Source organism: Acinetobacter lwoffii (assembly GCF_024129715.1).
Classification (GTDB): domain Bacteria; phylum Pseudomonadota; class Gammaproteobacteria; order Pseudomonadales; family Moraxellaceae; genus Acinetobacter; species Acinetobacter lwoffii_U.
The window spans coordinates 231452-249585 of sequence record NZ_JAMXXM010000001.1; the positions used below are offsets into that span (position 1 = coordinate 231452).

General features: G+C 44.1%; 23 protein-coding genes. All 23 read left to right on the forward strand.

Annotated features, from left to right (window positions below):
- Positions 1-7: 7 nt before the first annotated feature.
- The 23 genes from NI462_RS01150 (at position 8) to pyrF (ending at position 17815) form a co-directional block, all read left to right on the forward strand.
- Positions 8-646 (forward strand): MotA/TolQ/ExbB proton channel family protein, encoded by a 639-nt coding sequence (locus tag NI462_RS01150; protein WP_004645474.1) that lies wholly within the window; start codon positions 8-10, stop codon positions 644-646.
- Positions 647-656: 10 nt separating this feature from the next.
- Positions 657-1079, forward strand: coding sequence for an ExbD/TolR family protein (locus tag NI462_RS01155; protein ID WP_004278885.1), 423 nt, complete (start codon positions 657-659; stop codon positions 1077-1079).
- The gene (gene msbA, locus NI462_RS01160) at positions 1079-2806 is read left to right on the forward strand and encodes a lipid A export permease/ATP-binding protein MsbA (protein ID WP_253158768.1); all 1728 of its coding nucleotides are present in this window, start codon (positions 1079-1081) and stop codon (positions 2804-2806) included. The genes NI462_RS01155 and msbA overlap by 1 nt, the downstream gene beginning before the upstream one ends.
- Positions 2807-2809: 3 nt before the next feature.
- On the forward strand, positions 2810-3814 hold the full coding sequence (gene lpxK / locus NI462_RS01165; protein WP_004645471.1) for a tetraacyldisaccharide 4'-kinase: 1005 nt from the start codon (positions 2810-2812) through the stop codon (positions 3812-3814).
- 12 nt (positions 3815-3826) lie between these two features.
- On the forward strand, positions 3827-4588 hold the full coding sequence (gene kdsB / locus NI462_RS01170; RefSeq protein ID WP_005106564.1) for a 3-deoxy-manno-octulosonate cytidylyltransferase: 762 nt from the start codon (positions 3827-3829) through the stop codon (positions 4586-4588).
- A gap of 14 nt (positions 4589-4602) precedes the next feature.
- Positions 4603-5583 (forward strand): DNA polymerase III delta subunit-related protein, encoded by a 981-nt coding sequence (locus tag NI462_RS01175; protein WP_005106565.1) that lies wholly within the window; start codon positions 4603-4605, stop codon positions 5581-5583.
- 15 nt (positions 5584-5598) lie between these two features.
- Positions 5599-5940 carry a PilZ domain-containing protein gene (locus NI462_RS01180; protein ID WP_253158770.1) on the forward strand — a complete coding sequence of 114 codons (342 nt, stop codon included), beginning with the start codon at positions 5599-5601 and terminating at the stop codon, positions 5938-5940.
- A gap of 27 nt (positions 5941-5967) precedes the next feature.
- Positions 5968-6741, forward strand: coding sequence for a TatD family hydrolase (locus NI462_RS01185; protein ID WP_253158772.1), 774 nt, complete (start codon positions 5968-5970; stop codon positions 6739-6741).
- Positions 6742-6782: 41 nt separating this feature from the next.
- Positions 6783-7397: a TetR/AcrR family transcriptional regulator gene (locus tag NI462_RS01190; protein ID WP_005252237.1), complete on the forward strand. Its 615-nt coding sequence runs from the start codon at positions 6783-6785 to the stop codon at positions 7395-7397.
- Between the two features lie 9 nt (positions 7398-7406).
- Positions 7407-7958, forward strand: a complete 552-nt coding sequence (locus NI462_RS01195; protein ID WP_005106567.1) for a type II secretion system protein — start codon at positions 7407-7409, stop codon at positions 7956-7958.
- Positions 7948-8499: a type II secretion system minor pseudopilin GspI gene (gene gspI, locus NI462_RS01200; protein WP_253158774.1), complete on the forward strand. Its 552-nt coding sequence runs from the start codon at positions 7948-7950 to the stop codon at positions 8497-8499. The genes NI462_RS01195 and gspI overlap by 11 nt, the downstream gene beginning before the upstream one ends.
- Complete coding sequence (gene gspJ / locus NI462_RS01205; protein WP_253158776.1) at positions 8496-9137, forward strand: type II secretion system minor pseudopilin GspJ; 642 nt, start codon at positions 8496-8498, stop codon at positions 9135-9137. The genes gspI and gspJ overlap by 4 nt, the downstream gene beginning before the upstream one ends.
- Positions 9138-9143: 6 nt before the next feature.
- Positions 9144-10115, forward strand: coding sequence for a type II secretion system minor pseudopilin GspK (gspK, locus tag NI462_RS01210; RefSeq protein ID WP_253158778.1), 972 nt, complete (start codon positions 9144-9146; stop codon positions 10113-10115).
- 152 nt (positions 10116-10267) lie between these two features.
- Positions 10268-10864: a 6-pyruvoyl trahydropterin synthase family protein gene (locus NI462_RS01215; protein WP_004278864.1), complete on the forward strand. Its 597-nt coding sequence runs from the start codon at positions 10268-10270 to the stop codon at positions 10862-10864.
- Positions 10865-10910: 46 nt separating this feature from the next.
- Positions 10911-11624 (forward strand): uracil-DNA glycosylase, encoded by a 714-nt coding sequence (ung, locus tag NI462_RS01220; protein WP_005247316.1) that lies wholly within the window; start codon positions 10911-10913, stop codon positions 11622-11624.
- On the forward strand, positions 11621-12742 hold the full coding sequence (locus NI462_RS01225) for an enoyl-CoA hydratase/isomerase family protein (protein WP_213687406.1): 1122 nt from the start codon (positions 11621-11623) through the stop codon (positions 12740-12742). Before ung ends, NI462_RS01225 begins: the two co-directional genes overlap by 4 nt.
- Before the next feature lie 7 nt (positions 12743-12749).
- The gene (gene tadA, locus NI462_RS01230) at positions 12750-13265 is read left to right on the forward strand and encodes a tRNA adenosine(34) deaminase TadA (protein WP_114541085.1); all 516 of its coding nucleotides are present in this window, start codon (positions 12750-12752) and stop codon (positions 13263-13265) included.
- Positions 13266-13325: 60 nt separating this feature from the next.
- Positions 13326-13757 carry an SRPBCC family protein gene (locus NI462_RS01235; RefSeq protein ID WP_005247314.1) on the forward strand — a complete coding sequence of 144 codons (432 nt, stop codon included), beginning with the start codon at positions 13326-13328 and terminating at the stop codon, positions 13755-13757.
- Positions 13758-13774: 17 nt separating this feature from the next.
- On the forward strand, positions 13775-14458 hold the full coding sequence (gene cmk, locus NI462_RS01240) for a (d)CMP kinase (protein WP_004278855.1): 684 nt from the start codon (positions 13775-13777) through the stop codon (positions 14456-14458).
- A 110-nt stretch (positions 14459-14568) separates the two neighbouring features.
- Complete coding sequence (rpsA, locus tag NI462_RS01245) at positions 14569-16245, forward strand: 30S ribosomal protein S1 (protein ID WP_004278854.1); 1677 nt, start codon at positions 14569-14571, stop codon at positions 16243-16245.
- A gap of 163 nt (positions 16246-16408) precedes the next feature.
- Positions 16409-16714, forward strand: a complete 306-nt coding sequence (locus tag NI462_RS01250) for an integration host factor subunit beta (RefSeq protein WP_004278853.1) — start codon at positions 16409-16411, stop codon at positions 16712-16714.
- Between the two features lie 24 nt (positions 16715-16738).
- Entirely contained in the window at positions 16739-17098 is a 360-nt protein-coding gene (locus NI462_RS01255) for a lipopolysaccharide assembly protein LapA domain-containing protein (protein ID WP_004278852.1), read from the forward strand.
- A gap of 36 nt (positions 17099-17134) precedes the next feature.
- Positions 17135-17815 (forward strand): orotidine-5'-phosphate decarboxylase, encoded by a 681-nt coding sequence (pyrF, locus tag NI462_RS01260; protein WP_004645455.1) that lies wholly within the window; start codon positions 17135-17137, stop codon positions 17813-17815.
- The last annotated feature ends 319 nt before the right edge of the window (positions 17816-18134 follow it).

Here is an 18134-nt window from a genome sequence, read left to right on the forward strand (position 1 = left end):
AAATTAGATGTGGGAATTGGTTAAAGCAGGTGGCTGGCTTATGCTGCCCCTGGTCTTGTGTTCTATCTTTATGCTGGCGATTTCGATCGAGCGTCTGATTCGCCTGAAAAAGAATGCAGTACTTCCGTTGACACTGTTGATGGGGCCTTCGCAAAATACAGCACAAGTCATGCAAAAAATGAATCAAAGTGCGGCCTTAAAGCAAAGCACTTTGGGCCGGGTATTTACTGCAGGCTATGCCAGCAAGCAGCAAGGTGAGCAGTATGCTCGCGCACAGATGGAAGTGGTGGCATCACAGGAAATTGGTTATCTGGAAAAAAACATTAATTTTCTGGGAACTTTGAGTGCAGTTGCGCCTTTACTCGGTTTATTGGGAACTGTACTTGGGATTATTGAATCTTTCCTGATGATCGATGTAGGTACCGGGAGTGATCCGGTATTGATGATGCCGGGTATTTCCAAGGCTTTAATTACCACGGCAGCCGGTATGTTGATTGCAATTCCTGCACTGTTTGCGCACCGTTATTTTCAGCGTCTGGTTCAGGAATATGTGGCTGAACTTGAACAGCAAGCGACTTTGTTTCATGCGGATCTTTTTTATCGCAATCATGCAGACATAGACCAAGACATGCAAAAAGCCAGCTAGGAGGCGGATGATGAAATTCAAACGCAACCAGGTGGAAGATGTACATATTAATCTGACACCGATGATTGATTGTCTGCTGTTTATTCTGGTCTTTTTGCTGTTATCGACGACTTTTAGCCAAATGAGCCGAATGAATCTGACCTTGCCTGATGCGCAGGGTGTACCGCCTAAAAGCTATGATCAAAAAGTCGAAGTGATTGTGGATGCCAATGGTCATTACGCAGTCAATGGTCAATCCTTGGCCAGTAAGGAAGTCGCGGATTTAAATACTGCAATTAAACAGATTTCTAATGAACGCCGTGATTTAATGTTTGTCATTGCAGCTGACGCAAAAGCCAGCCATCAGGACGTGATTCGTGTCATGGACGTGGCCGGTCAGCTCGGATTTGTAAATATTAATATCAGTACCAAAGTACCCACCCGAGGTTATTAGTGAAGCACGATTTTAAGGTCTATCTTCGCCTTTTAAGTTATTTAAAACCGTTTTGGGGCATTGCATTGCTTGTCCTGTTGGGTTTTTCTATTAATGCCGCTACGGAAGTCTCTGTCGCTAAATTACTGGAATATATTATTGAGGCGATTCAAAATAAAGACCAGAGTTTCACATCACTTTTCCCGTTTTTAGTGGTCATACTCATGTTCTTCCGGGGCCTGGGTTTGTTCATGGGTGGATATTTTACTGCGGTAATTTCCCGGAATCTGGTATTCAACATCCGTCAGGAAGTTTTTGCAAAATTGCTGCGTTTACCGTCCCAGTATTATCTGGATAATACCAGCGGGCATATTACTGCCAAAATCATGTATAACGTTGAACAGCTAACCGCTGCTTCAACTGAAGCTTTAAGAACCTTGTTGCAACAAGGTTTGATCACTCTGGCATTATTAGGCTACCTGTTGTATACCAACTGGCGTCTGACCATGTGTATCCTGATTTTTGCACCCGTCATTGGCTTTATTATCAGTAAAGCTGCAAGACGGATGCGTAAATTATCGCAGCAAGTGCAAGACACCATGGGTGATGTAAACCATGTGGTGCAGGAAACGGTGAATGCCAACCTGATCGTCAAGGGTTTTGGAGGGCAAAGTTATGAGCAGGAACGCTTTAAACAGAACTCGCTGGAAAACTTGCGTCGTGGCTTGAAAATGGTCGCTGTACAACAGTTGAATAGTCCTGTGGTTCAGCTGATCATGTCGATTTCACTGAGTATTGTGATGTTTATTGCCTTGCGTCCGCAAATTCTGGGTGATACCTCTGCGGGTGAATTTGTCGCTTATATTACTGCGGCGGGTATGCTGGCAAGACCGATCAAAGCCTTGACGGATATCAATGAAAAAATTCAACGCGGTATGGCCGCAGCACATTCAGTATTTGAATTGCTGGATATGCCTGAGGAAAAAAATACCGGGACGTTGACTGATAGCTTACAAGGCGACATTGAATTTAAAGATGTCAACCTGATTTATGATGATGGTCATCATGCTATTCATGACTTTAATTTGCAGGTCAAGGCCGGTGAAACAGTAGCGCTGGTAGGACGTTCTGGTGCAGGAAAAAGTTCTCTGGTGAATCTGCTGGTGCGTTATCAGGATGCAACTTCTGGGCAGATCTTGCTGGATCAGAAACCGATTGAAGATTTTGAAATTACCGCCTTGCGAACCCAGATTGCTATGGTGAACCAGCAAGTAGTATTGTTTAATCGTACCGTGCGGGAAAATATTGCTTATGGTCAGCTCGAAGGTGCTTCCGATGAAGATATTATCGCGGCAGCAAAGGCAGCCTATGCGCATGATTTTATTATGGCACTACCGCAAGGTTATAATACTCAGCTGGGCGCTCAGGGTTTAAACCTGTCTGGTGGCCAGCGTCAGCGCATCGCCATCGCGCGAGCAATTTTGAAAAATGCCTCTATTCTGATTCTGGATGAAGCGACCAGTGCGCTGGATAACGAGTCGGAATACTTTATTCAGCGTGCCTTTGATAAAGCCATGCAGGACCGTACCACCATCGTGATTGCACATCGTCTATCGACAATTGAAAATGCGGATCGTATTGTAGTCATGGATCAGGGCCGTATTGTTGAGCAGGGCAGTCATGCCGAACTGATTGCGCTACATGGTGCTTATTATCAGTTGCATCAGCGTAACTTTGAGGAACAGTAACTTATGGCACTGGCACAAATCATTCAGGATGCTTGGAATGCACAGGCAAAGTGGCTGGTGGTGCTGCGTCCTTTGTCATGGTTGTATCGCCTGGGTTTTGTCAGCAATCACTGGCTTTATCAAAAAGGCATTAAAAAAAGTTATAGTGCACCAATTCCCGTTATGGTAATTGGTAACATCACAGTCGGTGGTAGCGGTAAAACACCTTTGTTGATTCATCTGGTGGATTATTTAACCGAGAAAAATGTTCGGGTAGGCGTGATCAGTCGAGGCTATGGCGGCCAAGGTCCATTTCCTGCCTATGTCGACTTTAATACCTTGCCGGAGATTGTCGGAGATGAGCCTGCCTTGATTGTACAGGCAACAGGCGTGCCGATGGCAGTTGGTCCCAACCGGCAGAAAAGTATCGAGTTATTGCTGCACAAACATGAACTGGATCTGATTATCTGTGATGATGGCCTGCAGCATTGGGCCTTGAATCGCCAGATTGAGTGGATTGTGCTGGATAATAATCGCGGTCTGGGTAATCAGAAACTGCTTCCAGAAGGTTATCTACGTGAACCAGTGACCCGTTTGAAAACGGGAACCGTAATTGAGCATTCGGCTAACCCAAGCTCTGAACTGCATATGCATCTGGCTGCATCACAGCCTTATTTGCTTAATCAGGACAACAATAAAATCTTTGATCCTCAAGCGGCTTTTTATGCGGTAGTCGGCATTGGCTTTCCACAGCGGTTTTATCAGACCTTGCAAAATTTAGGCATAGAACAATTTCAGTGTCATGAGTTTCCAGACCATCATGACTATGACATTGAAGATTTACAGTTCGATGATAACAATCCGATTATTACCACTGAAAAAGACGCAATAAAAATTATGGCGCTACTTAAACAATATCCAGATTTTAAACAGGATATCTGGGTGGTGCCAGTCGATGCAGTCCTATCGCCAGCCTGCTATACAGTCTTGCAGCAACAGTTACAACAATACGGTATTCAAATTTCTTAAGGCTCATTCATTATGAAACACATTGTTATTCCTGCACGTTTCGCCAGTTCACGTTTACCGGGTAAACCTTTGCTGGAAATTCATGGTCGTCCCATGATTCTGCGGGTAGTGGACCAAGCCAAAAAAGTGCAAGGTTTTGACGATCTGTGTGTGGCAACTGATGATGAGCGTATTGCAGCCGTTTGCCGTGCTGAAGGCATTGATGTGGTGATTACCTCAGCGGATCATCCTTCAGGCACAGACCGCTTGAGTGAAGTGGCTCGAACTAAAGGCTGGGCCAGTGATGACATCATTGTCAATGTACAGGGGGATGAACCTTTACTGCCGGCGCAACTGGTAAAACAGGTTGCTCAACTCTTGGAAGATCAGCCTGAATCTTCCATGTCGACGCTATGTGAGCCGATCCATCAACTGGATGAATTCAAACGCGACAGCATTGTAAAAGTCGTAATGTCAAAACAGCAGCAGGCACTGTATTTTAGCCGTGCTACCATTCCTTATGACCGTGATGGCGCGAAACTCGCTGAACCGAAGCTGCATGATCAGGCCTATCGTCATTTAGGTCTATATGCCTATCGGGTAAAACTGTTGCAAGAATATGTGACCTGGGAAATGGGTGTGCTGGAGAAACTGGAATCTCTAGAACAGTTACGGGTACTGGAAAATGGACACCGTATTGCCATTGCGGTGGCTGAAGCCAATTTGCCGCCAGGGGTAGATACTCAGGAAGATCTGGATCGCCTGAATCAGATGGATCTTTCCCATTTTGCCTAAGAAGAGTCAAATACATGCCTTTTGATGTCAATGCACATATCTATCCATGGCAGCAACAGGTTTGGGAAACCCTGACCGGGCGCTTTCCCAAGCTTGGACATGGTTTATTGTTTTATGGAAAAAAAGGCTGTGGTAAAGAAGCGTTTACCCAACAGTTTCTGGCTTGGGTGTTATGCCTGAATCGTCAGCCTGCCGGGCCATGTGGTGAATGCAGTAGCTGTCAATGGTTAAAGGCAGACACCCATCCCAACTATGTGCATATCAGTACCGATGACGACAATAAAAAACAGAATGCCAAAATCAAGATTGAGAAGATTCGCGATCTGCTGCCTTTTGTGCAACAGACTGTAGATGGCTGGCGCGTGATTGTGATTGAGCCGGCAGAAGCCTTGAATATTGCCTCTGCCAATGCCTTACTCAAAACACTGGAAGAACCCGGTGATAATACGGTCATTATTTTACTGGCGAATCATTATTTAAAATTGCCCGCGACTATACGCAGTCGTTTGCAGCATTTTGCTTTGGACCGGATTTCCGCAGAACAATTTAGCGATTATGTCCAGAATCAGCTCCCAGATGCAGGTGCTAGCCAACAACAGTTATTGATGAACCTGTCCAATCAGATGCCGTTACAGGCACTAGAGGTTGCACAAAGTGCCTGGCTGCCACTACGTCAGGAATTCCTGCAAGACTGGCAAAAACTGGTCATGCAAAAAAATATGCCGATGGCAATTGCGACCAAATGGAATAAAAACCTGAATTTTGGTGACTTTGCTCAAATGTTTGAATACTTGTTGTCCGATTTAATTTGTGTCAAGCTAAATCAGACGGTGAAAAACATTGACCTTGAATTCAATGTACTTGCCGAACAATATTCATTAGAAGCACTTTTTAAAATTTATGAAGATTTTCAGCGCGCTAAACAATTCCTTGAACAGAATGTCCAAAGCAATCTGGTTATTGATGAATTGTTTATCAAACTGATGAATCTTTAATTAAGGGGAAATCACATGCAACCACGTATGGGCGGTATTATTCAGGCCAATATTCCTGACATCGAAACACTGTTTGCCAGCTATATGCCTTATGTTGTGGGTGGTGGGCTTTTTATTCCTTCCAGGCAGCCGGTCAAACTGGGCGAAGAGGTTTTTGTATTGACGACTTTGCCTGACCAGACCCAGAAAATTCCTTTAACCGGTAAAGTCATCTGGGTCTCGCAAAAGCAGAATGGCATCAAGCCACAAGGCTTTGGCATCCAGTTAAGCGGTGAAAAAGGCGTTTATTTTAAAAATGAAGCAGATCGTCTGGTTGCAGGTCTTAAATCTGAAGGACGTAAAAGTTACACTATGTAGTTAATTTACCCTTGGTAGGAACGCATCGTGTTTGTAGATACTCATTGTCATTTAACCCTGCTTGATTTGACACCATATAATGGTGATCTGGATCAGGCATTGGCTCAGGCTCGTGAAGCCGGTGTTTCCAAATTCATGAGTATCTCGGTCGATCTGGATGATCATATCGAGCTGGCCAAAATTGCCGCGCGTCATGCAGATGTCGGATATACCGTTGGCGTACATCCTTGCGAAGATGCTGCAACCATGGCGCGTGCCACGACTGAATATCTGGTCGAACTGGCGCAACCGGAGAAAGTCTGGGCGCTCGGTGAAACCGGTCTTGATTATTATCACAGTACCGATTTTATTGCAGAGCAAAAGGCCTGTTTCGCCCGGCATATTCATGCGTCACAAATCACCAAAAAACCTGTAGTTGTTCATACCCGTTCCGCCAAGCATGATACCGTTGATATTATCCGCGCGGAAAAATCGACTCACGGGATTTTGCATTGTTTTACCGAAGACTGGGAAACCGCCAAAGCGGTACTGGACTGCGGCTATTATGTTTCATTTTCCGGCATTGTTTCCTTTAAAAATGCGCAGGATCTGCGTGATGTCGCCAAACAGGTTCCGCTGGATCGTGTGCTGATTGAAACCGATAGTCCTTATCTTGCGCCAATGCCGTATCGTGGCAAATCTAATGAGCCTAAATACGTTCCTTATGTAGCCAAAGCGCTTTGCGATGTATATGATAAGTCGCTAGAAGAAATGGCTTTTATCACAAAGCAGAACTTTGAAAATCTTCTGAATTTAAAGTAAATAAAGTTATATAAAGTACAAAGAGAGTTTATAGGGTGAAGATGGATCGTCAGGCTCAGTTTCGAGCAAGAGAAACCTTGATTTTTCAAGTTGCAGAACAGCTCCTGTTGGAAAATGGTGAAGCAGGAATGACGCTAGATGCGCTGGCTGCCGAGCTTGATCTGGCCAAAGGGACACTTTATAAACATTTTCAGAGTAAAGATGAGCTGTACATGCTGCTGATTATCCGTAATGAGCGCATGTTGCTGGAAATGATTCAGGATAGCGATAAAGCCTTTCCTGAACATCTGGCCTTCTTTATGCTGCATCATTTACATCATCCGGAACGAACCGTGCTGTTTCATCAGATTGAAGAACGCCTGTCGACGACTGGGGTTGGAATCCAGCACCTTTTTAGCGAACTTTATCAGGTGCGCAAACAGCGTTTACGCCTGATTATCCGTATGACAGAAACTTATCTGGCTTCTATTAATAGCCGCATGTCAGTACGCGATTATCTGGCTTCGATCTGGTCGTTGACCCATGGTGCAGCTGCAATTCTTAATTCCAGTTTCTATCAGCGTTATTTGGGTTCGCGCGATACATTGCGTGTAGCCTATATCGATCAGGCACTGGCTTTGCCTAAGCAGGTACATTCAGCCGAGCAGTTTGCCTAAGGTTGTCCTATGATCAGATCACCTCACAGTGCAGTTCGTGGCTTTACCTTAATCGAATTGATGGTGGTGATTGTGATTATGGGAATTATGGCTTCACTAGTGCTGCTGAATACCAGTGGTGTCGATCAGCGCAAAGCGATGCAGGCACGGGAAATTTTATTGGTGGACTTGCAACGGGTGCTACGCGAGGCTAATGACCAATCCAGAATACTCGCGCTTGACGTTCAATCAGCGACAGATGTCACGCCATTTCGCTATGGAATTATAGAATATCGTTCGGCAGCGCAGACTGAACCGAACCTGCAAAATGAGAAATGGCAAAATTATGCAGATTTTAAATTGCGTAGTTTGCCTGATCATATTTCCTTTCAGATTCAGGCACTGGAACAGCAGCGTTACGCCAGGGCACAAAACCGTGACCTGACTCAGGCAAATTCACCTCAATTGATCTGGCTCGGCAATGGTGAAGTCAAACCGGTGCGGATTCAGTTCTTTTTAGAAGACCGTGAAGTGGGTGCTGCGATTGAGATTGATCATCTAGGTAAAATCAATGAAATCTAGATATTTCAAGCAGAGCGCTGGGTCTGGTGTAATCAAGTTGTTTAAGGCGAGTGTTCATGGATTTGATCATGTGTGCTGCAAGCATAGGACTTCGTCTTGCGCTGCTATCGGACTTTCTTGCGCGACAATGTCGCTCAGGTCGAGTGTTACTCGACTTAATCGTGCCTCAGGTTTTACTTTGTTGGAAGTCATGGTGGCCTTGGCAATTTTTGCGACCGCAGCCATGACCCTGACCAAAGTCGCGATGCAATATACCCAGTCGACCTCGAATGCCATTCTACGTACCAAAGCACAGTTTGTTGCCTTAAATGAAGTGGCGCAAATGGAAATCAATCAGGAATGGATGGAGGGGACGGCTTCTAAACAGCTGACCCAGCAGGGTGAAACCTGGCAGATTGACAAGCGCAGCGAACTGACGGTCAGTCCGAATGTTCAGCGAATCGAATTGCAGATTAGTCTGGTTAATCAGGACAGTGGTCAGGTTGAATCTGGCATCAGCAGCCTGATGTTCTTTAATCATCGCATGAACAATACCCCATGAAGCCTAAAGGATTTACCCTAGTTGAATTAATGGTCGCAATTGCGATCTTTGCGGTGCTGTCTGCCTTAGGTTGGAAAGTTTTTGATTATATTGTCAAAACCAAAGATCAGAATGTGATTCATGAGCAGCGTTTAGGTCAGCTACAGCAAACCTATCAGCAGATTCTTCGAGATACCGTACAGGCAGTACCCTTAACGGCCAATATCAATGGGGATATTCAGCCGGCTCTGGTGCTGCAGAACGGACGCTTTAATTTCAGTAAAACCGGGGTAACTGATCCTTTAGAAGAAGGGATTTCCCCAGATGAGCGCATTGAATATCAGTATCGAGCCGATGAGCAGAAGCTTTATCGCCTGAAATACCGGAATCTGAATCAGACAGGTCAAGATCAGCCAGAATCCAGTGTTTTATTGTCGGAAGTAGAACAATTCCAGATCGTCGTACTCAATCCGAATGAGCTCACGCAATGGCCAGATGCTTCTGCTAATCTGAATCTGTTAGAGCATAAACAGCGTTTGCCTAAAGGGATTAAAATCAATTTAACCGTGAATGGCGTTAGCTATGAATGGATGTTCAGTTTATTAAATACGGACTTTTTGCTTGATACTCAGAACACCGGTCAACCCAGCTCAGAATAATAAGAAATGAAAATGAATAAAGCGATCATGATCAAGCAGCAGCAGGGCATTGCACTGATTACCATTCTGGTGATGGTAACGCTAGCGACTATTTTGGCTGCCACGATTGCCCAGCGTCAGGCTGCAACTGCTGAAAGCACTGCTTATTTAATGCGACAAAACCAGTCTCTCATGTATGCCAAAAGTGCCGAGGCCTTTTTTTCTGAATTGCTGGTCGATGATGCTGAAAATGCTGCAGAGGTCGACCATCTGCAGGAAACCTGGGCGCAACCCATGCCGGCTTTTCCGGTAGATGACGGTTATGTCTCCGGAATAATACAGGATGAATCAGGCAAGTTTAATTTAAATAGCCTGATCACTGCCGAAGGTGCTGTCAATGAAAATGCCAAAGCATGGTTCGAGCTGATTTTAAAACGTGCCGGTTTGCCGGTACAGCTCAGTGAAGCAGTCATTGATTGGCAGGATGCAGACGAGCTGGTTAGTGGAGGCATGGGTGCTGAATCTAATTATTATCAAGGTTTGCCGAATGCCGCTTTGCCACCAAATGCAAAATTTCATAGCGTGGAAGAATTAAAGCTGGTACGCGGTTTTGAAGAGAATAAATATAAGTTGATAGCACCTTATCTGAGTACTGCACCGGTGCAGGAGAGTCCGGTCAATATTAATACGGCTTCAGCTTTTCTTTTGGCGAGTATAGATGAAAAGCTGGATGTGAATGCGGTGCAGCAATTGCTGGATCAGCGTCAGGCCAATTTGGAGTATTTTTCCAATGTATCTGATTTGTGGTCACTCGAGCCTTTCGCTCAGGTTGATGCGGATAAGCGTAATCTATTTAACAGCCTGCTTGGGGTTCAATCCAATTATTTTAAAGCCCGAATCGAAGTGGTTTTAAGTGAGCGTAAGCGCCAATTCAGCAGTGATCTGGTTCGTCAGGACAAACAGGTTTATGTAGCCTATCGTAGCATGGCGCCATTTTAATTTTAGCTCATGAATTGTACAGGCTGGATAAGCGCAAATGCCGGGCTGATGCCTTTTCCCTATCATGCTAAACAGCAAAATTAATCCTCAAAGCTTTACTTTTGCTTTATAATCAAAATTAATTCACCTATTTTTTGACGACATTACGGCATATGTTAATTCGTAAGTTATTTAAGTTTGAGAATGCTCATATTGTGCGTAACTGCACGTCAGATCGCTGTAAGCGTTCGATCCATGGCCATAGTTATAAAGTCGAGTTATTGCTAAAAGCCTCGAAGCTAGATCATGGTCAAATGGTCTATGACTTTGGTCTGCTTAAAGGTGTGATTAAGGATTTCTTTGATTCTTTCGATCATGCCATCTGCTTTTGGCAAAATGACGATCCGGAATATATTCAGGCCTGCAAGAATTTCAGTGCGCGCTGGGTGTCTTTGCCGGTATCGCCATCAGCAGAACAGTTTTCACGTATTTTCTTCTTTCTGGCACAGCAGGTGCTGGCATCGACCGTGACTCAAAATGGTGAAGGCGATGTCGAAGTCTATTCTGTGATTGTGCATGAAACCGACACCGGCTATGCACAAAGCTTTTTAGAAGATATTCAAAATGAACAAATGGGCATCCTTAGTCTGGAGCAACTTGAGTTCTCTGAACAAGTGCAGGCTGAATGGACAGATCCGGACATGTTTGCCAAGCTCAAACAGGGCACACCATTTCATAACCCTACAGTAGATTTACAGGTACAGATTTAAAGTCTGCGTGACTTTAAATCCATTGACATAGATTTAGGATTGAAGAATGTCTTTAAATGAACAGCAACTGGCCAAGCTGAATAAAGTTCAGTTGGATGAAAGCTGGAAATATGGATTGAGTGAATTTTTGCTCAGTCCAAAAATGGATGAATTAAAAGCATTTCTCGTTGAAGAAAAAAAAGCAGATAAAATCATTTATCCTCCCAATCATCTGATTTTTAATGCTTTGAATACCACGCCGCTAGATCGGGTAAAAGTGGTGATTTTAGGGCAAGACCCTTATCATGGCCCAAATCAGGCGCATGGATTAAGCTTTTCCGTGCAAAAGGGGGTTGCATTACCACCATCTTTGCGTAATATTTTTCATGAGTTACATGCAGATGTTGGGGTTGAAAGACCGAAGCATGGTGACTTGACGCATTGGGCAGAGCAGGGTGTGCTTCTGTTAAATGCAGTACTGACCGTCGAAGCAGGTCAGCCGACTTCGCATCAAAAGCGCGGTTGGGAAGAATTTACCGATCACGTCATTGATGTATTAAATGAACAGCGTGAACATATTGTCTTTATTCTTTGGGGCGCATACGCACAGCGTAAAGGACAGCGCATTAATCAAGACAAGCATCTCGTGTTAAAGGCAGCACATCCATCGCCTTTGGCAGCAAACCGTGGTGGTTTTTTTGGTTGTAAAGTATTTTCAAAATCGAATAACTACCTCAAACAACATGGCATTGAGCCTATAGATTGGCAGCTGGACGCATGAAATATTCTCCCCTTACTAAACATTATCATCCGGATTTGATTGTTGAAGAAGCGCACAATGGTTGGCGTATCGTTCGTTTAAATCGCCCGAAATCTTTGCATGCTCTCGATGAATCGATTGCTTCCGCACTTCTGGAAGTATTTCAGGACTTTCATCATGATGATAGCGTCAAAGCCATCTGGCTGGATTCAACCACACCGAAAGCGTTCTGTGCGGGTGGGGATGTGCGTAAGCTGCGTCAGTTAGTGATTAATGATGAAGTCGCGGCTGCCAATAAATTCTTTGAACAAGAATATGCACTCGATCTGTTACTGCATAATTATGCCAAACCCGTTTTAGTCTGGGGTGAAGGTTATGTGATGGGTGGTGGCTTGGGCTTGTTTATGGCGGCGCCTTTCCGTTTAGTGACGCCATATTCACGTTTGGCAATGCCTGAAATCAATATCGGTTTGTATCCAGACGTGGGTGCAACCCGCTTCTTGGCAGATCGTGGTGCGATTGGTCTATTTACCGGCTTGACCGGTTCAATCATGACTGCTGCGGGCGCTTACGGGATTGGCTGGGCAACGCATATTTGTGATGCACAGCGTGATTCAGTTTTGGATAAAGTCATTAATATTGACTGGGAGCATTATCCTGCAGGTGACTTCCGTGCCATTGATGACACCCTGAATAGTATGCACCGTCCGGTCGGCCCGGGACCGTTGCAAAACTCTCTGGATGTGATTCATAGTGTTTGCCGTGGTGTCAACTTTGAGCATGATTATGAGTCGATTATTGGCCTGAGTGACGCACGCAGTGACTGGTTGCGTCAGGCCAGTGAAAACCTGAAAAAAGGTTCGCCAACTACTGCAGCCTTGACCTGGCTATTGTGGCAATGGGGTAAGCAGATACATTCCTGGAATGAAGTTTTCGAACTGGAAGTTCAGATCTCAGACTGGAAAATCCGTCATCATGACTTTGTCGAAGGTGTGCGCGCACGTCTGGTGGATAAAGACCTTTCTCCTGCATGGAAAAAGGGTGCAGATATGAGCTTAAAAGGTATTTTGTCTGCAAACCCTCCGGTGACCAATATTGAAAGCTGGAATGCCTTGCTAAAACAGTATGGTGTGATTTAAGTTTTACATGTCCGAAACACAATTGAGCGATGAATACTGGATGCAGCTTGCCTATGCGCAGGCTGCACTTGCTGCCGCACAGGGCGAAATTCCGGTGGGTGCGATTATTGTTAGTCAGAATCAGATCATTGGTCAGGGCTTTAATGCGCCGATTTCTTTAAATGATCCGACCGCGCATGCCGAGATTGTGGCGCTGCGTGATGCCTGTCAAAATATCCAGAATTATCGTTTACCTGATGATGCAGTGCTTTATGTGACTTTAGAGCCGTGCACCATGTGTGTTGGTGCGCTGGTGCATTCACGGGTTTCACGGGTAGTATTTGGCGCATTTGAAGCGAAAGCAGGTTCACTGGTGAGTGCGCGTCAACTGTTTGAAACCGGTTATTATAATCACGTATTTTCTTTCCAGGCAGGCTGCATGCAGCAGCAATGCTCTGAACAGCTCAGTGCATTTTTTAAGTTGCGTCGCGAGCAGAAACGACAATTCAAGTTACAAGAAAAGTTATTAAATACGCAGAAGTAAATTTACTTTATCCGCTAAAATTTTCCCACTTTCAAATATCTGCAATCTTCAGGAACAATAATGAACAGCATCCAAGTAAAAAAAGAATTCCCAGCAGCCCTTGATGATGTCTTCAATTTGATGTCCAAGCATGCCACCTATAATATTGCCTTCGCACCGATGCAGGTCGAACGAATCAAGGATTCTGCGGATGCTGAATATCCTGATGGACTCGGTTCAGTACGTGCAATGGGTATGGGGCCAGTGAAGCCGCTGAAAGAACAAATTACCTTGTTCGAGCCAAATAATCGCATCGAATATCAGATTATTAAAAATCCATTGATCAAGCATCATTTAGGCATTATTGAATTTGAAGCACTGGCTGATGACAAAACGTTAGTAACTTATACGATTGAATTGCAGGCACGTGCGCCTTTTGTGAGTAAATTAATCCTTGCACAGTTACAGGCAGCGATTAAACTAGGCCTGACAAAACTCGCAAAATCTGTTTAAACAACAACGGGAAAGCAATGACAGTTCAAATTATTACCATTGATGGTCCAAGTGGGTCTGGCAAGGGCACGTTAGCAGCGAAACTGGCTGCACATTATCAGTTTCACTTATTGGATTCTGGTGCTTTATACCGCCTTTTGGGTTTGTCATTGCATCACCATGATTTGCTGGATTCGCTAGACACGAAATTGCCAGAATGCGTACAAATCGCAACAAATTTAGATATCCAGTTTGTCAGTACCGACACCGGGGTGCAGGTGTGGCTGGATGGTGAAGATGTGTCCCAAACTATTCGAACTGAACGGGTAGGAGAGTTTGCTTCAAAAGTTGCAGCAATTCCTGAGCTTAGAACAGCGATGGTTTCACGTCAGCATGCCTTTGCACAGGCGCCTGGTCTGGTAGCAGACGGACGTGATATGGCGACAAGTATCTTCCCGAATGCTCAGGCAAAAATATATTTGACGGCCTCGGCTGAATCACGCGCGCAAAGACGTGTAAAGCAGTTGCAGGGCATGGGACTGGATGTTAAAATAAGCGACATTTTAGCTAATATCATCGCTCGCGATAAACGAGATACGGAACGCGCTGTCGCTCCACTCAAGCCTGCGGATGATGCTTACATTATTGATAGTTCAGATTTGAATATCGATGAAGTATTCCAGCTGATGACCACTTATGTGGATCAGCAGTTAGCAAATTAACCCAATTTTATCAGCAAACGCATAGCTTGATCAGTTTTATATGGACTATGTAGATGCTTAATTAAACCGGCCTTGTCTGATCCAAGACCGCTGACTTTATCGGAAATATCATGACCGAATCTTTTGCAGCCCTCTTTGAAGCAAGCGAATTAAACCTCAACGTTGAAAAGGGTGCAGTTATCCAGGGCGTTGTAGTAAGCATTGACTCTGATTGGGTAACTGTTGACACTGGCCTTAAATCTGAAGGCGTTGTTGACCGTGCTGAGTTCTTAAATGAACAGCGCGAACTTGAAGTTCAAGTTGGCGACACTGTAGACGTAGTTGTTGAAGCACTTGACAACGGTATGGGTCAAACAGTTCTTTCTCGCGAAAAAGCTAAACGCGCAGAAACTTGGACTAAACTTGAAAAAATCTTTGAAGACGGCGAAATCGTTACTGGTGTTATCTCTGGTAAAGTTAAAGGTGGTTTCACTGTTGACATCGGTCCAGTACGTGCGTTCCTTCCAGGTTCTTTAGTTGATACTCGTCCTATTCGTGATACTACTCACCTAGAAGGCAAAGAGTTAGAATTCAAAGTAATCAAACTTGACGCTAAACGTAACAACGTTGTTGTTTCACGTCGTGCTGTTATGGAAGCTGAATCTTCAGCTGACCGTGAAGCTCTTCTTGCTCAGCTTGAAGAAGGTCAAACAGTTACTGGTACGATCAAAAATCTTACTGACTACGGCGCATTCGTTGACCTTGGCGGTATTGATGGTCTTCTTCACATCACTGACATGGCTTGGAAACGTATCAAGCACCCTTCAGAAGTTGTTGAAGTGGGTCAAGAAGTTACTGTTAAAGTACTTAAATTCGACCGCGAACGTAACCGTGTTTCTCTAGGTCTTAAACAGCTTGGCGAAGATCCATGGTTAGCGATCATGAACCGTTACCCTAAAGGTTCAATCGTTAAAGCGCGCGTAACTAACCTGACTGACTACGGTTGTTTCGCTGAAATCGCTGAAGGCGTTGAAGGTTTAGTACACGTTTCAGAAATGGATCACACGAACAAAAACATCCACCCATCTAAAGTTGTTCAGATTGGTGATGAAGTTGATGTTATGGTTCTTGAAGTTGATGAAGAACGTCGTCGTATTTCTCTTGGTATCAAACAAACTCGTGCTAACCCATGGGAAGAGTTTGCTAAAGACCACGATAAAGGCGAAAAAGTTTCTGGTACGATCAAATCTATCACTGACTTCGGTATCTTCATCGGTTTACCAGGCGGTATCGACGGTCTAGTTCACTTGTCTGATATTTCTTGGAACGAACAAGGCGAAGAAGCGATTCGTCGTTACAAGAAAGGCGACACTGTTGAAGCGGTTATCCTTTCTGTAGACGCTGAAGGCAACCGTATCAGCCTTGGCATCAAGCAAATGAACAACGATCCGTTCAATGACTTCCTTGCTGCTAACGAACGCGGTGCTTTGGTTAAAGGTACTGTAACTGCAGTTGACGCTAAAGGCGCTACTGTTAAGTTAGCTGACGAAGTTGAAGCGACTTTGAAAGCATCTGAAATCAACCGCGATCGCGTTGAAGATGCAACTAAGTTCCTTGAAGTTGGTCAAGAAGTTGAAGCGAAGATCATCAACGTAGATCGTAAATCTCGCGCAATCAACTTGTCTATCAAAGCGAAAGACGAAGCTGAAGAGAAAGAAGCAGTTGCTAACTTGAAAACAGCTCCTGCTGGTCAAGACAATGGTCCTAAGACGATTGGTGACCTGATCAAAGCTCAAATGGGCAACTAAGTAAGCGTTTGAATTGTATTGTTAATGTAATTTAACTAATACTTTTTATACAAATACTGTAAACGGTAGCGTAGTATTTAATTATTGCGCTACCGTTTTGTATTTAAACAGGTTATTATCGGGAAATAGATCCCAAGTAGCTTGATAATTAAAGAGGTCGCAGATGACTACTGAAGCACTTAATAAGTCTGACTTAATAGAGCGTATTGCATTAAAAAATCCGCATTTGGCTGAGCCTTTAGTGGAAGAAGCAGTTAAAATTATGATTGATCAAATGATAGAAGCATTATCAACTGACAATCGTATCGAGATTCGTGGATTTGGTAGTTTTGCATTGCATCACCGTGAACCGCGCGTAGGTCGTAACCCTAAAACTGGTAAATCAGTAGAAGTGGCTGCAAAAGCAGTTCCGCACTTTAAACCAGGCAAGGCACTTCGTGACGCTGTGAACGAGTCTGCACAAAAATAATTGTAAATATTTTGCGGGGTGTTCATGCGTTATGTTCTGGTCATTCTTTTATTGGTACTGTTTGGTTATTCATTAGCTTTAGTTTTGCAAAACGGTACTGAATTGTCAGTGGACTTGTTATTTACTCAAGTTCCCGCAATGCGCCTGGGATTATTACTTCTCCTCACGTTATCTTTAGGTGTCGTTTTGGGCCTGTTATTGGGCGTTCAGATCTTCCGGGTTTTTCAGACGAATTGGGAAATTAAACGACTGCGTAAAGACATTGAACATCTACGTAAGGAACAGTTGAATACAGCCAAGTTAATGGCCGCTGAAGCAGCAGCCCATACCCGGCATGAAAAAACTGTATTAGATATTACCAATGAAAATCAAAGCCCATTATAATGGGCTTATTTTTTGCCTATATGAAGGGGTAATCTCTTGAGTATCATCGTCGCACTAGATGCCAAAAGCCAATTTGATGCCTTAGCCATTGCAGAACAGTTAGATCCTGCCTTGTGTCGACTTAAAGTTGGTAAAGAGTTATTTACCCATGAAGGTCCAATTATTGTCAAAGCACTTCAAGATAAAGGCTTTGATGTATTTCTGGATCTGAAATTTCATGATATTCCAAATACAACAGCACAGGCAGTATGCGCGGCAGCAGATTTGGGTGTGTGGATGGTCAATGTGCATGCCTCAGGTGGCCGCAAGATGATGGAAACCTGTGTAGAGCGTTTGCAAGCGGGTAATTATAAAACTCAGTTGATTGCAGTGACTGTATTGACGTCAATGGGCCGTGAAGACTTGAAAGATATTGGTCTGGATATTGAGCCAAATGAGCATGTAAAACGTCTGGCACAACTGACAAAAGACAGTGGTCTAGATGGGGTGGTTTGCTCAGCTCAAGAAGCGAAAATGTTACGTGAAACGATTGGAAAAGACTTTGCATTAGTGACACCCGGCATTCGTCCAGAAGGGTCGAATGCAGATGACCAGAAACGTATTGTGACACCGAAACAGGCAATGCTAGATGGCTCAACACATCTGGTAATTGGTCGCCCGATTACCCAGTCTAAAAATATGCGTCAGACTTTGAAAGATATTTTGGCAACGCTTTAATACGGTTTGAATGACAAAAAGCCTTTCAGTCGAAAGGCTTTTTTTATATATTGAAAAAATGGTTATAAAATAAAAAGGAAAAATGATGACTTCATCTGAACCACAATTAGAAAAAGTACAGAATGACGTGATTCAAAATATTCAACAGGCAGAACAGCTTAAGCAACAAGAATAGCAACAACAGCAGGCAAGCTCAGCAGATCGGACAGCGGGGATCGATGTGGTCAGTTTGGCATCTGATGCCATCAGTCTTGCTTCGGATGTTATTGAAACAGTAGGCGATGCCTTAAGTGATATTGATTTAAGTTTTTAGTCAGCC